Raw genomic sequence first — 15,275 nt, forward strand, 5'->3', positions numbered from 1 at the left:
CCTCGCTGGTAGCGACTCCGACCAGCATCGTGGCCAACGGCACGGCGACCAGTACTCTGGTGGCCACGGTCAAGGATGCCAACGGCAACACCCTGGGTGCCGGCGTTACGGTGACCTGGTCGACATCGTTGGGCAGCTTGTCTGCAGCATCGAGCACGACCAATGCCAGTGGCCAGGCCACGGTGACACTGAAAGGCACGGTGGCCGGTTCGGCGACGGTGACGGCTTCGGCCGTGGCTGGATCTGCAACTGCAGCAGTGACCCTGACGCCGAACAGTGCGACGGCCGACGTGACCTCGCTGGTAGCGACTCCGACCAGCATTGTGGCCAACGGCACGGCGACCAGCACCCTGGTGGCCACGGTCAAGGATGCCAACGGCAACACCCTGGGCGCCGGCGTTGCGGTGACCTGGTCGACGTCGCTGGGCAGCTTGTCTGCAGCATCGAGCACGACCAACGCCAGTGGCCAGGCCACGGTGACGCTGAAAGGCACAGTGGCCGGTTCGGCAACGGTGACGGCTTCGGCCGTGGCTGGATCTGCAACTGCAGCAGTGACCCTGACGCCCGACAGCGCCACGGCAGCGGTAACGGCATTGGTGGCGACACCCACCAGCATCGTAGCCAACGGCAGTTCAACCAGTACCTTGGTCGCGACAGTCAAGGATGCCAATGGCAACACTTTGGGGGCCGGTATCAATGTGACGTGGACAACTACCGGAGGCACGCTTTCCGCAGCATCGAGCGTGACCAATTCCAGTGGTCAAGCAACAATCGTATTGCGTTCTTCAACCGCCGCAGTAGGTGTAACAGTCAAAGCAGCGGCGGTTGCTGGTTTCGCAAACGCTGGGGTTACTTTTACAGCTGACCTTTCAACAGTCCGTGTCGTTGATGTCGAGGCAACGCCAACTTCTATTGTTGCAAATGGTTCTGATGTGAGTACGTTGGTTGCAACGGTACTTGATGCCAACAACAACTCTGTTGGTGCAGGCGTCGCCGTGAGCTGGACCACCAGCCTAGGTACATTGTCTGCGACTTCAACTACCACCAATGCCAGCGGTAAAGTCACTGTGACGCTGAGTGGTTCGGTCGCTGGGTCTGCGACGGTGAGGGCGTCGGCGGTAGCTGGATCGGCCACGGCTGCGGTGACATTACAGAGTGCCGCGCCTGTTATAAGCAGCTTTTCTGAGCAAGGTCGTTCTACTCAGGCAGGCTCATCGACGTTCAGTGCCAGTCGTCTTCATCTAGATAGGGAGATTGCGTATTACGAAGAAAACAATTTTAGTTGGAGTGCCACGGGGGCTACTCGTTACGAAGTAGTTGACCCATGGGACAACGTTGTTTACTCAGGCTCGGGAACCTCATTCTCACTATCAAATAAAGTCATACCTGGACAGTTCGGCTCCGATCTTTATTTGAAAACGAATGACGGTGACGTACGCTCCTACACGTTGAAGGCATTCAATGGTGATGCAATGTCAACTCGCGCCCTTCCACTAACAATTAAGTGGTACAGCTGTGGAGGGGGCTGTAGCGGGACCTAAAAATCTCATCGTGCTGTTAGTTTGTAGTTAGAAATGCCCCGCTATGCGGGGCGTTTTCTAGGTTAGACACAAAAAACCCCGCTTCGGCGGGGTTTTGTTTGGATCGCTGGGTTTAGAAGTTACGGGTGAGTTCAGGCACACCGTCCGGGCAACCCCAGGCGCAGGATGGCTGGTACGGGATACCGTCTTGGCCAGCGGAGTATTGAGCCTGAGCAACTTCTGGAATCTCGGTGTACTTCTCTGGATTCGCAGCGCGTTCAGCAGCGGCGGCGGCGTGCAGGTTGTCGAGGGTAGTGCAACCGGTGCTGAACAGAGCGCCCATTGCAACCAGGCCGAACGCTGCGATTTTGAGAGATGCTTTCATGGTGACACTCCTTTGGTTTGGGGTTCAGCGCCATGTTTGTCGCTGATGGCCCCATGCTATGTATTCGAGTAAACCCTGTCAACCATTAGTTTACTCGGTTTACTCTTTTTTTATTTTTTCGATCTCTTTTTTTAATTTTTCGCGTGTTTCTGCCGCTAACCAGTCTGGCATCCATTCCGCTTCCATAAGCACCCAGTTGGCTGGCAACCCTTGTAGGAGAGCCCTAACGCGTTTCATATGTTTGTAAGCATTCTGCTTGGTCATGCCCATGGCCGCAGCGGCTTCCGTTGGGGGTAACCCCTCAACAAGAATCAAGCGGGCCAGGTTATTTACCTCAGCAGACAGTTTTATCAGCTTTGCTTGGCTTGCTTCAAAATCCGCAAGGGTCATTCGTATCGGCTCTGTCATCGGATCAACACCAGTCTTCATTGCGGCCTGGTTCGAAACGTGATCCAGGTGTACGGAATAGTAAACACTGATGACTGACGGTTTACTAGGTTTACTTCTGGCTAGAAGGTGATTTGCAATTTTGTAGTCACGTTCATATCCAAAAGGAATAAGCAAAAACCGTAACGATCATGGACGTAACAAATATTTACGTTTAGCGTGGCGGCCTTTCAGCATCACCATAAAAAAGACACACCAGGAGCTATCTATGTACAAACGTTCTTTGCCTGTAGCTGTCGCGCTTGCCAGCCTGTCTTTAGGTGCACACGCCGCCGAATCCCAGCAACATGGTTTCGTTGAAGACAGCAAATTGAGCGTTACGGCCCGCAATTTCTACATCAACACGGACAACCGGGATGGCACCGCCAATCCTTCGAAACAAGAAGAGTGGGGTCAAGGCTTCATCTTCAACTTCGTATCGGGCTACACCGACGGAACTGTTGGCTTCGGTTTGGATGCTATCGGCCTGTATGGCGTTCGTCTTGACTCCGGCAAAGGCACTGCTTACAACGCCAATAGTGTGGGCAAGGGCGGTACTGTTTTCCCGAGTGACAGTGACGGCCGCGCCGTTGGCGACTTCGGCAGCCTGGGCGTTACCGGCAAGGTGAAAATTTCCAAGACAGAACTGCGCTTGGGTACTCTGCAACCAAAGCTTCCTGTCGTTCAAACCAATGATGGCCGCATGCTTCCGCAGACGTTCGAGGGTGGCCAGGTCACCAGTAATGACATCGAAAACTTGACATTGGTGGGTGGCAAGCTCGAGCACGCCAAGGGTCGGAACTCGACCAACATGGACTCGCTGACCATTGCGGGCTCGAATGGCAATCCAGTAACCACCCGATCGAACCAGCGCAGCAACGCGTTCTACTACGGCGGGGGGGATTATAAAATCACCAAGGACCTGACCGCTCAGTATTACTACGGCAACCTGGATGACTTCTACAAACAACACTTCTTCGGTTTGCTGCACAACTGGGCGCTACCAGTTGGCAGTCTGAAAACCGATCTCCGCTATTTCTACAGCGACTCTGATGGCAAGAACGCTAGCCAAGAAGGTCGGATTGCGGGTTATCGCTCGTCGGGCTTCAACAACAACGGTGGTGAAGTTGATAACCGCACCTGGAGCGCAAAATTCACATACAGCCTGCAAGGCCATGCACTGACCGCCGGCTATCAGCGTGTGAATGGAACCAGTGATTTCCCATTCTTGAACCAAGGTGATGGTTCCAGCAGCTACCTGATTACCGACGTACAGATTGGCAAGTTCCAACGTGCCGGCGAACGCACCTGGTTGGCTGGTTATGCCTATGACTTTGCAACGATCGGTGTGCCTGGTCTGACGACATCGGTCATGTATCTGAAGGGCGACAACATTGCTGCCACTGGCTATGACCGTAGCGAATGGGAGCGTGATTTCTCCCTGGGCTACGTCGTTCCGGCCGGTACGCTGAAAGGTCTTGGCTTGACCTGGCGCAATGCCTCGCTTCGCTCCGATGCGGCCAATCAGCGCGACCAAGACGAGAATCGATTGATCGTGAGTTACACCTACAATTTCTTCTGATAATATCTTTTCCGGGCCGGCTCCTCTCAGAAATGGCCTAATTCTTGTTTAACCCGGTGATCAAAAACCGGGTTTTTTTATGCCTTCGTCTTAGTGATTCTCGCTATTGGCGCACCTCCTCGATCCGCCTACGGCGCTGGCCATCCACTGCCGTTACCGCATCAAAGCCCAAGCCTCCACCAGTACCTACCCGGTAAAGCCACGTGGTCCCCATTGGCCATGTCTGGCATAGAGGCTGAGATTTCTACGCTAAGTCCTTCACTAGCCAAGCATTACCATCTAGGCCAGCGCTTGACGTACTACCGTAGAACTTCTAACCTCACATAAGCGTGTATTACCGTATTACTTTGGTATCTGCCTATGACCGCCGAACACAAACCAACTGTCGTCAGCTTCAAGCTCGATGAGCAAGCCAAAAGACGATTTGATGCTGCCATGCGTTTGGAAGGTACAACGGTGTCCGAGACCATGCGCAATGCGGTGTTGAGGTATTTAAAGGAGCTGGACGAGGGGGTAAAGCACCCACAGTTCCGTCTGGATCTAGGAAATGAAGGTTCGGATAACAAGGCCGAGCAGCACTGAGGCAGCCCTTTACAGAGAGTTCAATCGTGTAGAAAACCAAAAAGCAGAAACCAAAAAGCCCGGCTGGTAACCGGGCTTTTTGGAAAATCTAGAACAGGCCTTTCTCTTTCGACGGTTAGAGGCCTGCTCAACACATCAATTGGTGAGCTGATTATGGCTGGCACTACGGGTTCTTGCAACCCTGAAAATGTCAACCGATTTAGCTTGCCGTCGAACGGCGTATAAAAATGGAATTCGTATTCGCAGCGGCTGTGTGCGTCCAATATGGCAACGGCCCGTACCTCATAGTAGACAAAGGCTTTTCTCCGAACGGTTATTGCAACCGAGGGGGGCAGGCGTAATGGCAAAGCTAAAGGCCGTACGACTTGACCCCTCTAATCCGCACTCCGCCTTACGGCGCCCCGCGCGGCCGATGCCACCGTCTTACGCAGCCCCCCGGCATTTATCCGAGCAGCAGCTGAAAAACCCCCTGATCCGATCTGCATACGAGCGACTGAGCAACATAACGGCTCATCGAGGTCGTTACCTTCGTCGACTTGATCGCGTGAATGGCGATCGCCGCACACGCATTGAGAAGTTTGTAGCCATCGAGAAAGTGGCAGAGCAGATCCTGGTTCGATTGGACCTGGCCACGGGGGTGCTGGGCTTCCTGGATGAAGATAACGGTCACTATGTATTGAATACGCAGCGGCGAATCGCTGAGGACTCGCCCATTTCAGCTCCGGTCCTGTGCCGGTTATTTCAGACCCTTGATGCTGCCGGCTATGTATACCGCCGTATCGAGCGTGTTCGCCTGGATGAAAAGGACGACAACGGCTTGCACCTGGTACGCACCCGCGTGTTAGTTCGCCTCACAAAACTGTTCTGGAAAGACCTCGGCCTGTTGCACGTCTTTGAGCGTGTGCAGAACTCAGCGCGCAAGCGTCGCCAGGTCCAGTTGGCCACGATTGCACAGCGGCGGTTGGATGACATAGCGCGTTACTCCCAAGAGCTGCACAGACGTGAGGTATCTCGGGCACGCTGGCAGGCCAAGGAGAATCAGGGCAATCCGTCAATGCGTGAGCCATCGCAGCCACCTGGTAGCTCGCCAGGCAGAAGTCAATCGACAACCAGCGTTCAGGATAGGTTAAGTCAGCTGCTGGACAACGTGGCAAAGGCGGGAAAGCGCTCTTAACTATCCTTCCTAGTACCCCCTTCCCCTTTGGTTATCCGCTCACGCGGAGGCCCTGTCACGCCCGCATTTTGTGTCTTCCGAGCGTGTATGTGTGGCCGGCGCCGACTGTTGCTAAAATGCCCCTTGTCCAAGCTGAATTAGGCCTGGTTTTAGTACCTTGGCCTGGCCAGGCTGTGAGCTTTAGAAATAAATGGAATTTTATACCCTCTTCAGTTATCCCCTTCGGGAAAAACAGGGCTTTACGAGGTGTAAACACCTCTTAGATAACGCCCGTGCAAAGTCGTGCCTACGGCACGGCACGGTATAGAGCAAACCCTACTACCGCGTCAACGCCAGCCTAAGCGGCCCAGGCCGATAAAGCCGGCCTGCCCTGGCCTTCGGCCACCCTGCGGGCGCTAAGGCCCGGATTAATCGCCCCCAGGGGGCTACGCCCCCTGCCGGCTCGACCGGGCGCGTGTGCGCGCTGGCTGGCTTGGGAAATGTGAACAAGGAAGACCGCTAGGTGCCTTCGGTGAAGGCATGCATTTTGAAATCGCGCTCAAGGCCGAATCGGCGTGGCCAGCGAGTGGCCTTTTTGCACGCTGCAGCATGAAATGTGCAGGAGGATAGGCGTGCCGGTGGCACAAATTTCACGCTGCAACGCCTGGTTGTGTAGCGAGTTCGCCGAAGGCGATCAGTAACGCACCTTGTAAGTCGGGGAATCCTCCGGCCGCTGGCCGCGCCGATCGTACAGCCGGGTCGTGCTGATATTTGCGTGTCCCAGCCACTCCTGGACCTTGGCGATATCGGCGTCATGCTCAAGCGCATTGGTCGCGGCCGTGGCCCGGAGTCCGTGCACACCCAGGCCGTCGACGTGGATGCCCGCCGCCCTGGCCCATTGGGCCACCACCTTGTAGATCCCGTTACCCGTAACGGCCCCGCCAGTCGTGCGACCGCGCATTGAGCGAAACAGCGGCCCATGGCCTGGCTCACGCTCGCTGTCTCGTTCCAGGTAGGCATGGATGCGGTCGGCTGCCACCGGGTGCAGCGGCAAATAGCGGGTCTTGCCGCCCTTCCCTCTCACCTGCAGGTGCTTGATGCCTCGGCGGTCCTGCAGGTCGCTGGTCATCAGCTGCGCGACCTCCTCACGGCGTAGGCCGTGGTACAGCAGCACCGCCAAAATGGCGCGGTCGCGGATCCCCTTCAACGTCCAGCCGTCCGGCGCCGTCAGCAGCAATTTAGCCTGGTCATCACCGAGGGCCGGTGTCTTGCCTTCGTTGGTTTCCACCCGGGGCCGTTTGACGCCGTGCACGGGGTTGCCGCCGGCGACGGCGTTGCTTTCCAGGAGGTGATCAAACAGGCTGGCCAGCGCGGCGAGTTTGCGCCGGATCGTGGCCCCGGCCAAGCCACGGGCTTCCAACTGGGCGCGCCAGGCCAGCACGTGCGCGCGGGTGACGGCGCGAAATTCCTCGGCGCCGTTGAGGCCGACAAAGCTGCAGAAGTCTTCCAGGTCGTTTTGATAGGCGCGTCGGGTGCGTGGGTTGTCGATATTGGCGAACCATTCGACGGCGGCCGGCACGTTGGCCAGCTGCTGGAACTCGGCGGCAGAAAGGCGTCGTTCACCGTCTCCGAGGGGGATCAGTCCTCGGGACATATGCCGTACTCCGCTTCCATGCGTGCCTTGATGGCCGGCCATTCCGGGGATGCTTTCAATTCCCGAATCAAACGCTCGTGTTCAGGTTCAGGGACCAGGTGCTGCCACCGTTGCTGTTCCAACGCCATTTGATCGTCGCCGCGCAGCTCGTCCTCTAGCACGGCGCCGGCCGCTGCAAAGCGTCGGCGTGCCCGGTCCCAGAATCCATCGGAGGCGGCGAACTGATACAGCGGCACGATTGGCACCTGGTGCGTGAGCCACAGGTGCCACAGCACGCCGAGGCCGATGCCCTGCCCCTGCTTCGCCCGATCGATTTCGATCTTGTTGATGTACAGCCGATCGCCCAGGGGGTTGATGCCGTAATCGACCTGGCCAACGCGCAGGCCAGCGACCTCGATGTCGTCCAGGTAGTCGGTACCGGGAAACACAAAGTTGCCCCGGGGCGATTCTTGCCGGCGATTGACCAGGTGCACGCGTGCCGACGCGTCATTCAGGGTTTTTGCCGCACGTCTATGGAAAAAGTCGCGCAGCGGCTCAAAAAACGACATACGGCCCGGCCTGTTGGAAAGGGGTGATAACGTATTTTATCACCAATTTTTAAGAGCTGATTTTGTCGCAAGGTGACCGGAATGTGACATTTGTTCGCAATAAGAGCAGAAGCTGGTTAATCAGTGTTGGTGGTGTTTTTGTGGCCGGCGTCAGCCAGATCGATCAGCGAGGTGCGACCAGGTGAAGGTTTGTTGCGAGGGGTCGCCTCGGCCGGAGTGACCGAGGCAATTATCGTGAGCTGGGGATCGATGTGACGCGAGAGTCAGATGCTCGCTGCATGAGGACGTGCTGTTAGGTCTATGCCCAGGGCCTGCATTACAGCCAGCAGAGTTTTCAGTGTGGGGTTGCCGTCCGTGCTGAATGAGCGATAGAGCTGCGCACGGGACAACCCCGTTTCTTTTGCCAGCTCACTCATGCCTTTGGCCTTCGCAACAACGCCCAGGGCTTGGGCAATGTAATCAGCGTTGCCGGTTTCAAAGGCGTCAGCCATGAAGATGGCGATGGCCTCAGGTCCTTCCAGCGCCTGTGCTGGATCATAGTCGTAAATTGCTTCGTTCATTCTTGCCTCCAATCGATCGCGATTTTTTTAGCCGCTTCGATATCGCGGGTTTGTGTGGACTTGTCACCGCCGCACAACAACAAAACATATTCCTCACCGCGCTGTGCGAAATAGACCCGGTAGCCTGGTCCGTAATGGATGCGCAGCTCACTGACGCCCTGCCCTACTGGTGATACATCACCTGGTAGTCCGTTCGCCAAGCGGAAGATCCGCGCGGCGATAGCGGCTTTGGCGCGTTGGTCCTTGAGTTTGCGTTCCCACGTCATGTAGGTGGATGTTTGTTTTATCGTCTTCATGGGTGTCATTGTCGTTTATAAACGACAGTCAGTCAATACTTTTATTAGGCTTAAATAGCCTAAGTATTTCTTGCTACATAGGCTAATTTAGCCTAATATGAATTCTGTTGGTGGCACGCAGAGAGCCACTCGACTCTTGAGGGGGCTAGTCGTTGCCGCTGACGGAGAACGAGATGAGACTTTCAGATGTAGCGACGATTCAGACCAACTTTCCAGAGGCACATTTCTGGATTGTGCGGAGAGGGTCAGCGGATCGATGCGGTGAGCCCAGTCGAGAGTTCAACCCTGAACATATCGGCATACGGATTACCCGCATAGACCTTCTGTTGCCTGACTACCTTTTCTACGCCCTGATGCATGTTCACCAGGGCGGTTACTGGAAAACGGTACTCACGGGAACTCTGAGTCTGGTCAACATCCGTGTTTCAGACGTTCGACGTATCGAGCTGTCGCCACGGTAGGAATGGGGGGCGTAAGCCCCCTGCTCTGACCATAACAAGGATCTAGACATGGTTATTGAATTACCTGACATCGCGACACAACAGGCGATGATTTTCGAGGAGGGCACGAAAGCCGCGATTGCGCAGCTAAAAGCCAACCTGGACGCGCCGAGGGTGTCGCCGCAAACAGAGGTAGATGAAAGCCAATATCCGCGCACCCACCTACTGCGGGAGCGTGAGGGCTGGGAGGCACCGCATCCAGACATTATCGGTGCGTACTTTCGGCATTTTCAGGCGCATTTCAAGGAATACGGCACGGATGCAAAGCTTGCTGATTTGTTGGGGTTGTCAACCAATCGAAGGGTAAGAGCTTTTAAGGAAGGAAGTACCCCGGTGCCTTATGGGGTATGGCGTCACTTTCTTGTAATGACTGGCCGGGTGCCACAGGACGTTATTCCTGTTTTGGCTTTCATGGCTTAAAAAAATGCCGGGGCATGGTTGCAGCCACCCCCAGCGTTGAACACAACCCGCCGGAAAGGGAAAATTATGTCCAGAGTTAATTGTAACATGGTACGCAGCGTGCCTATTCGCGATTTGGCAAATCCTCGCCACCTGCCGTCGCTGCTGGAGTTCGCCGGGGAAATTGCTCCGCCTTGCGTTGCAGATGCTCTGATGCGGCGCTTTAGCCGTGAAAACCTGTCCCACCGTCAGCTCTTTGAGCAGGACCAAATTGCTACCGTAATGCGTCGCACCAGGTGCGACTATCAAACCGCCGTTGACTACCTGGAGGCGGAAGAGTGGCAGGCAGACGATGCTTCTATCACTCTTTTGCGTAATCGGAAAAGCCATCATCCAGGATCCCGTAGATCCCCAGCAACTGAAAATCTATACGATGCATAGCTTATATAAGTTGTGCATCCTGTAGAGATTGTGTATTCTTTCAACCTTGATTTATATAAGCTATTTAACTTACATCACTTGTGGGGGCATGACATGATTCTGGTACTTGGTGGTGAGAAAGGCGGTAGCGGGAAAAGCTGCATTGCTCAAAACTTAACGGTTTGGTTGCAACGAAAAAATCACGATGTCCTGCTGCTGGATGCTGACCCACAGGGTACTTCTCTCGATTGGGCGAGAGAGCGTGAACAGAACCCAAAGCTAGTTGACATCCAGGTTGAAACCGCACATGGCGACATCCGTAAAACCCTTCTGGACCGAGCTAAGCGCTACGGCATGATTGTTGTAGATGCTGGTGGTGCTGACTCTGTAGCTCTACGTTCGGCGCTGACAGTCGCAACTCACGCGCTGCTCCCGTTCCGACCGAAGCGTCGTGACCTTAAAACCCTGCCCCATGTCGAGGAAATGATAACGCTCGCAAAATCTGTAAACCACGGACTAATCGCCAGAGCAGTGATTACCCAAGCCCCCTCTTTGCCGAGTCAAATTCAGCGGATTCTCGACTCCAAAGATGCTTGCGCCAGTTTCGGGCTTGAACCATTGCAGGCGTTCACCACGGCACGAAATGTCTACGATGATGCTGACGAGAACGGTTCTTCCGTTCTTGAGGTCACTACGGACCTACGTGCTATTGAGGAAATCGAGCTAATCGCTGCTGAATTGTGGGGAGGTGAATGATGGGAGTTGCCAGCCTGAAAAAAGGTGCTAGTTCAGGTGCTGAAGCAGCAGCGGCCTCACCAGCCGCTGACAGCTTCATTAACGGGGCCAAGATCGATGGAAAGAATGGCGCTGTGGCTGCTAAGCCGGCCCAGGCTAAGGTCTACAAGCGGATCATGTTTTCCCTCACGTCTGAAATTGACGCGGAAGTTGAACGCTTGAGTCTGCTTCCTCATGGCGTTCGCGTCTCCAGGTCAGACGTAATTCGTGCAGCCGTAGCGCTGTTGGCGAGCCAAGGGGATGAGAATGTTTCTAAGCTCCTGAAGGAACTCAAGGAAAAGGACTGAGGTTAAACACGGCACAAGCTCTGCATGTTGTAGAGCTTATTGCTATTAAACAATTCCTACGCCTTCCATAGCCCTAAGCTTGCAGAGCTTGCAGAGCTTGCAGAGCTTGCAGAGCTTGCAGAGCTTGCAGAGCTTGCAGAGCTTGCAGAGCTTGCAGAGCTTGCAGAGCTTGCAGAGCCTGTTTAATGTATTTAGCTTATTTAAGTTGTTGAAGTTTGCAGTGTTTTGAAAGCGGGCAGGGGAGGGCAGTGCATGAGCCATCCCTCTAGAGCACTGACAGGCCTGTCGTGGTCGGCATATGCAGATGGCGCTCACGAATTTTCCGTGAACACCGGGTAGGGCCTGCTGATACCCATGTCAGGAGGCCCCGGCCCGACTCTCTCCAGATCCAGCACAATTCCTGTGCAATCCTGACAGAGAGACCCTATGACCACCCGCCGCGCTACTTCCCTTAGCCCTGGCCAGTTCAAACATCTGATCCGCGTTGCATCCGTCACTGGCAGGCAGCCAGAGCGCGACGTGATGCTGTTGTGGCTCACGCACACCACCGGCATTCGCGTCACCGAGCTGGCCTTGCTTGAGATTGGCGACGTGCTGTATCCCAGCGGAGCGATCAAGCCCGAGGTGTACTTACGCCCAGACATCACCAAAGGCTGCCGCCCGCGCAATGTGTACCTGACGCATGCCAGATGCCTTGCCGCGCTCGATGCGTGGTTGGTAGTCCGGTACCGGCGCTGCTGAATACCGAGGGTTTCGCCCAGGTTCAAAGTTGGTAATGACGCACAAGGGTCAAGCCTTTGAACTTGTTTTCAAACACCGCCAGTTGGACAGCGGGCCGGAGGTGTACCGGGCCTGTGATGCGTTGCAACAGACCATCACCAGGCTCTACCGGCAGGCCGGTATCAAGCAGGGTTCATCCCACAGCGGCAGGCGGTCCCTGGCGGCGAAGGTGTTGGCTGCAACCGGCGACGTTGAGACGGTGCAGACGATCTTAGGCCATGCGTGCCTTGACCACAGCAAGCCATATTTGAGCGTTGGCCAGGTTGTCATACGGCTTGCCTTTGAGGTCGCACTCTAGTAAATAATTCTACACATAACTATATAAAAATATTCGTATATTGTACACATAAGTGTAGAATGGTCTCAATGAAACGAAACACCGAGGCCATCTAAATGACCACTTGCCCCGATCTATTTACACCTGGCGTAGATGATTTTGAATTGGTGCAGATCGCGGAGCAGTTCGACGCTGCCCAGGAGCGCGCTGAGCTGGAGCATCGCTTATTCGAGGCTCCGGCGCCTCACGAGGTGGTACGCCTTGCAGACAAGGCAAAGAGGCACACCAGAATTGCAGGGTGGATGAATCAGGCGGCAGCTCGTGCCCGTGTTGAAGAATGGAAACTGCAAGCCCGCGCACAAGCGGAAATCAGCTGTAACCCAAACTCGAACAAGATCGTGCTTTCACTGTTCGACCACACGGGCAACTGGTCTCGCCCATGGGAGGAAGCCGGTTATCAGGTGTTGCGCTTCGACATCCAAGATGACCCTGTAACTGGCGATGTGAACGCCTTTGACGTGGCGTTCTTCGCAGACTATTTCGGTGATTTTGATGGCCTAGATGTCTATGCGATTTTAGCCGCTTGCCCCTGCACCGAGTTTGCACTTAGCGGTGCGCGGCACTTCGCCGCAAAGGATGCTGACGGCCGGACGTTGGCGGCAGTTCAACTGGTACACCAGACCTTGCGGAGCATTGAATATTATCGGCCAGTCGTTTGGGCCATCGAAAACCCCGTAGGCCGCATCGAGAAGCTGGGCGGTTTGCCATCGTGGCGACTGGCGTTCGACCCAAATCACCTAGGCGACCCCTACACAAAGAAAACCCTCATTTGGGGCCGGTTCAATGCAAATTTGCCGATTGCACCGGTTGAAGCGGTTGAGGGTTCCAAAATGCACACGAAGTTCGGCGGTCGTAGCATGGCGACGAAGAACGCCAGGAGCGAAACCCCGGAAGGGTTCGCCTATGGTTTTTTTCTGGCGAACAACGCAATCGACAACCCCGTGCTGGCCGTAGCGAACAAATATGACCGGCTTGATGCTCGATTGATCCGTACCGCAATTGACAGCGGTCTGACCGCCGAGCAGGTCGACTGCCTAGTATCCGATGCCTACTACTTTGATCTTGACGACGTGGCCGCAGAACAGGCGCTGCGGGAGGCGATGGCCAGCGGTGTTGCCTAACGGAAAAACGCAGCCCGTAAGGGCTGCACCAGACTGCTGGACGGCGCGAGTATTGGTCGCTCCCGGCAAAGGTTCTACAGTAAACTGTAGAATTAATTTGCGGAGTATCTGTAATGCCTGTTGATGTGCCGGATCTTAAGCCAGGTGAGGTTGACCTGGAGCATTTCGAGTTGTTGCTTAATGAAACGTCCACCAGTGGCGAAGCGGTAATAGCCGCGCTACGTGACTACTTGGTCGATGGTATTGATTACAAGGTCGCGACGCAGACTCATGGTGCAAACGTGAGTCAGTTTTACAAGCGTTTGAGTAGCATAAAGAAGAAGCATGTCTTTGCTGCGAAAGTTAGTAAATTCTACGCTAATGTGTAGAATATTCTTTGTTCATTATATAGTTTAGTGTAGAATGAACCTCATTGAAGCGAATCACTGAGGAAGCGGAAAATGCCTAGCTATCAAGTAACTTGGACCGTTGATGTGGAGTGTGAAGGGGATCACAGGGCTGCTGCGCAGCTGGTAGCAGACCGCTACTTCGCGACCCACATTGCAGCCGGCGAGCAGGACAGCGCTTGTTCGTTCGTGGTGGTCGATGATGCTGACCAGGTGAAGGTCGATATCGACCTGGCCGACAGCCTGTCGGACCTTGAAGGCGACGACACACTTTGACCCTGCCGCCCAGCTTAGGCTGGGCGCCTTCACCAAGGAATTGAACCATGAATCGCAAAGACGCGCTGGCTCACATCAAGTTCGCTGGTTATCACGAAGACTCGAAGACGGCGATGCGGATCTACATCGAGAACCGTGTCAGCCACGCCGCTTACATTGACGCATACGCGGCTGGAAGGCAGATCAAGGCCAATGGCATGCCCTGCGGTTGCAATGACTGCCAGCGCTCAGCATAGGCCCAGCGCCCGGTTCGCCGGGCCACTTCACCAGCTCAAGGAAAACGCCGCCGATCAACAGCCCGCCAAGTCGCGGGCTTTGCCAGTACCAGAAGGCGACTTTTTAGCCTCATCTTGCGAAGGATTGAATGCCACCATGAACTACTTGGGCCTCATCGACTTGACCCTGATTTACAGCACCCCCGGCCTTGAAACGCCAGTCGCGCATCACGGTGTCACCGCAACGCTGTATTTCAGCGCACCGCAACGCACCTGGTCCGTCCTGTTGGACCAGCCGATCAACTTCGGCAACGGGCTGATCCGCGCCGAAGTGACCCTGCCCGATGGTCGCCGGATTGTCGGTGCCGCCCGCCGGCCATCTGTGTTGGGCAATGCTTTCGAACTGATCGAAGACGGCCAGCCATGAACGCCTTGGACATGTAGGAAAGCGCCGCCGATCAACAGCCCGCCATGTGTGGGCCTTGTCGGTAGGAACAGGCCGCTTTGGCCTACAGGATCGAGCAGGAGAGTGCGGTAATGGCAGGTTCTGATTACATCGAAATCGAGTTCACGAAAAAGCAGGCTATCTGCGCGGCGGTGGTTTTCGTCATCTTCGCAGCCGTCATCCTCTACAACACCTGGCAGAGCGGTTTCAACGCAGCAACGGTGGAAGGCACCGAAGCTATCGCAAGCTGTATCCGCATGCGTTCATAGGAATTCGACCACATGCAGATCTCCAGCGCTCTACTTGAGCAAGGCCGGCAGCGGTGCGCAGCAACGATGAACGACCCGAACCGTGGTGTGCGTGACCCTATCATTACGCCTTTCGTAATGGCGATGAAGCTGGGGGGCTACGTGGAAGTGTTGGTTGGGTGCTGCTCGAAACTCCGGGCGTGCCCAATCTGTCCTGTGGGCAAGGGCAACTACTCGCAGTTGTACGTGAAAGGTGCGCAGACCGTATGGGCGTGCCCTCACTGCCAGAACATCACAGCAGGATAGGAAAAGTCGCTGTACCCACAAGCCCCGCCAGTCGGGGCTAAGCCAGTGAAAGGG

Annotated in this window: 23 protein-coding genes; 17 read left to right on the forward strand and 6 right to left on the reverse strand. The window is 55.4% G+C overall.

The features are described from left to right. Window positions 1-59 precede the first annotated feature (59 nt). Window positions 60-1,541 (forward strand): beta strand repeat-containing protein, encoded by a 1,482-nt coding sequence (locus M2397_RS30650; RefSeq protein WP_405046505.1) that lies wholly within the window; start codon window positions 60-62, stop codon window positions 1,539-1,541. Between the two features lie 112 nt (window positions 1,542-1,653). On the opposite strand, the gene M2397_RS29410 is transcribed toward M2397_RS30650, so the two are convergent. Continuing rightward, a complete protein-coding gene (locus M2397_RS29410) occupies window positions 1,654-1,905 on the reverse strand; it encodes a hypothetical protein (RefSeq protein WP_259244947.1) in 252 nt (83 codons plus the stop codon). Window positions 1,906-2,004: 99 nt separating this feature from the next. Further along, window positions 2,005-2,295, reverse strand: coding sequence for a transcriptional regulator KorA (locus M2397_RS29415; protein ID WP_259244948.1), 291 nt, complete (start codon window positions 2,293-2,295; stop codon window positions 2,005-2,007). A gap of 265 nt (window positions 2,296-2,560) precedes the next feature. Here M2397_RS29415 and M2397_RS29420 point away from each other — a divergent pair, with 265 nt between their 5' ends. From M2397_RS29420 to M2397_RS29430, 3 genes are all read left to right on the forward strand, one after another. Further along, window positions 2,561-3,913, forward strand: a complete 1,353-nt coding sequence (locus M2397_RS29420) for an OprD family porin (RefSeq protein ID WP_259244949.1) — start codon at window positions 2,561-2,563, stop codon at window positions 3,911-3,913. 360 nt (window positions 3,914-4,273) lie between these two features. Further along, the gene (locus M2397_RS29425; RefSeq protein WP_077507189.1) at window positions 4,274-4,495 is read left to right on the forward strand and encodes a ribbon-helix-helix domain-containing protein; all 222 of its coding nucleotides are present in this window, start codon (window positions 4,274-4,276) and stop codon (window positions 4,493-4,495) included. Window positions 4,496-4,907: 412 nt separating this feature from the next. After that, window positions 4,908-5,669 (forward strand): hypothetical protein, encoded by a 762-nt coding sequence (locus M2397_RS29430; RefSeq protein WP_310521950.1) that lies wholly within the window; start codon window positions 4,908-4,910, stop codon window positions 5,667-5,669. Between the two features lie 673 nt (window positions 5,670-6,342). Here the strand turns inward: M2397_RS29430 and M2397_RS29435 are convergent. The 4 genes from M2397_RS29435 to M2397_RS29450 form a co-directional block, all read right to left on the reverse strand. Then, entirely contained in the window at window positions 6,343-7,302 is a 960-nt protein-coding gene (locus M2397_RS29435; protein WP_259244951.1) for a tyrosine-type recombinase/integrase, read from the reverse strand. After that, entirely contained in the window at window positions 7,287-7,850 is a 564-nt protein-coding gene (locus M2397_RS29440) for an N-acetyltransferase (protein ID WP_259244952.1), read from the reverse strand. The genes M2397_RS29435 and M2397_RS29440 overlap by 16 nt, the downstream gene beginning before the upstream one ends. A gap of 263 nt (window positions 7,851-8,113) precedes the next feature. Next, window positions 8,114-8,410 carry an addiction module antidote protein gene (locus M2397_RS29445; protein WP_259244953.1) on the reverse strand — a complete coding sequence of 99 codons (297 nt, stop codon included), beginning with the start codon at window positions 8,408-8,410 and terminating at the stop codon, window positions 8,114-8,116. Further along, complete coding sequence (locus tag M2397_RS29450) at window positions 8,407-8,706, reverse strand: type II toxin-antitoxin system RelE/ParE family toxin (protein ID WP_259244954.1); 300 nt, start codon at window positions 8,704-8,706, stop codon at window positions 8,407-8,409. The genes M2397_RS29445 and M2397_RS29450 overlap by 4 nt, the downstream gene beginning before the upstream one ends. Window positions 8,707-8,879: 173 nt before the next feature. Here M2397_RS29450 and M2397_RS30335 point away from each other — a divergent pair, with 173 nt between their 5' ends. The 13 genes from M2397_RS30335 (at window position 8,880) to M2397_RS29510 (ending at window position 14,936) form a co-directional block, all read left to right on the forward strand. Next, entirely contained in the window at window positions 8,880-9,167 is a 288-nt protein-coding gene (locus tag M2397_RS30335; protein ID WP_310521951.1) for a hypothetical protein, read from the forward strand. 48 nt (window positions 9,168-9,215) lie between these two features. Further along, a complete protein-coding gene (locus tag M2397_RS29455) occupies window positions 9,216-9,626 on the forward strand; it encodes a hypothetical protein (protein WP_077507182.1) in 411 nt (136 codons plus the stop codon). A 513-nt stretch (window positions 9,627-10,139) separates the two neighbouring features. Further along, complete coding sequence (locus M2397_RS29460) at window positions 10,140-10,781, forward strand: AAA family ATPase (protein WP_077507180.1); 642 nt, start codon at window positions 10,140-10,142, stop codon at window positions 10,779-10,781. Beyond that, the gene (locus M2397_RS29465) at window positions 10,778-11,107 is read left to right on the forward strand and encodes a hypothetical protein (RefSeq protein ID WP_259244955.1); all 330 of its coding nucleotides are present in this window, start codon (window positions 10,778-10,780) and stop codon (window positions 11,105-11,107) included. The genes M2397_RS29460 and M2397_RS29465 overlap by 4 nt, the downstream gene beginning before the upstream one ends. 39 nt (window positions 11,108-11,146) lie before the next feature. After that, window positions 11,147-11,293, forward strand: a complete 147-nt coding sequence (locus tag M2397_RS29470) for a hypothetical protein (RefSeq protein ID WP_259244956.1) — start codon at window positions 11,147-11,149, stop codon at window positions 11,291-11,293. Between the two features lie 240 nt (window positions 11,294-11,533). Beyond that, entirely contained in the window at window positions 11,534-11,848 is a 315-nt protein-coding gene (locus tag M2397_RS29475) for a hypothetical protein (protein ID WP_259244957.1), read from the forward strand. A 34-nt stretch (window positions 11,849-11,882) separates the two neighbouring features. Next, entirely contained in the window at window positions 11,883-12,185 is a 303-nt protein-coding gene (locus M2397_RS29480; RefSeq protein WP_259244958.1) for a tyrosine-type recombinase/integrase, read from the forward strand. 95 nt (window positions 12,186-12,280) lie between these two features. Next, a complete protein-coding gene (locus tag M2397_RS29485; RefSeq protein WP_259244959.1) occupies window positions 12,281-13,345 on the forward strand; it encodes a DNA cytosine methyltransferase in 1,065 nt (354 codons plus the stop codon). Window positions 13,346-13,458: 113 nt separating this feature from the next. Then, window positions 13,459-13,713, forward strand: a complete 255-nt coding sequence (locus M2397_RS29490; RefSeq protein WP_259244960.1) for an adhesin biosynthesis transcription regulatory family protein — start codon at window positions 13,459-13,461, stop codon at window positions 13,711-13,713. A gap of 72 nt (window positions 13,714-13,785) precedes the next feature. Continuing rightward, complete coding sequence (locus M2397_RS29495; protein ID WP_259244961.1) at window positions 13,786-14,007, forward strand: hypothetical protein; 222 nt, start codon at window positions 13,786-13,788, stop codon at window positions 14,005-14,007. Between the two features lie 47 nt (window positions 14,008-14,054). Then, the gene (locus M2397_RS29500; RefSeq protein ID WP_259244962.1) at window positions 14,055-14,243 is read left to right on the forward strand and encodes a hypothetical protein; all 189 of its coding nucleotides are present in this window, start codon (window positions 14,055-14,057) and stop codon (window positions 14,241-14,243) included. Between the two features lie 136 nt (window positions 14,244-14,379). After that, window positions 14,380-14,649 carry a hypothetical protein gene (locus M2397_RS29505; RefSeq protein WP_259244963.1) on the forward strand — a complete coding sequence of 90 codons (270 nt, stop codon included), beginning with the start codon at window positions 14,380-14,382 and terminating at the stop codon, window positions 14,647-14,649. Window positions 14,650-14,759: 110 nt separating this feature from the next. Continuing rightward, window positions 14,760-14,936 carry a hypothetical protein gene (locus M2397_RS29510; RefSeq protein WP_178129912.1) on the forward strand — a complete coding sequence of 59 codons (177 nt, stop codon included), beginning with the start codon at window positions 14,760-14,762 and terminating at the stop codon, window positions 14,934-14,936. Window positions 14,937-15,275: the final 339 nt, after the last annotated feature.

Origin of the sequence: Pseudomonas sp. BIGb0381 (assembly GCF_024809815.1) — a bacterium.
In the GTDB taxonomy this organism is placed as follows: domain Bacteria; phylum Pseudomonadota; class Gammaproteobacteria; order Pseudomonadales; family Pseudomonadaceae; genus Aquipseudomonas.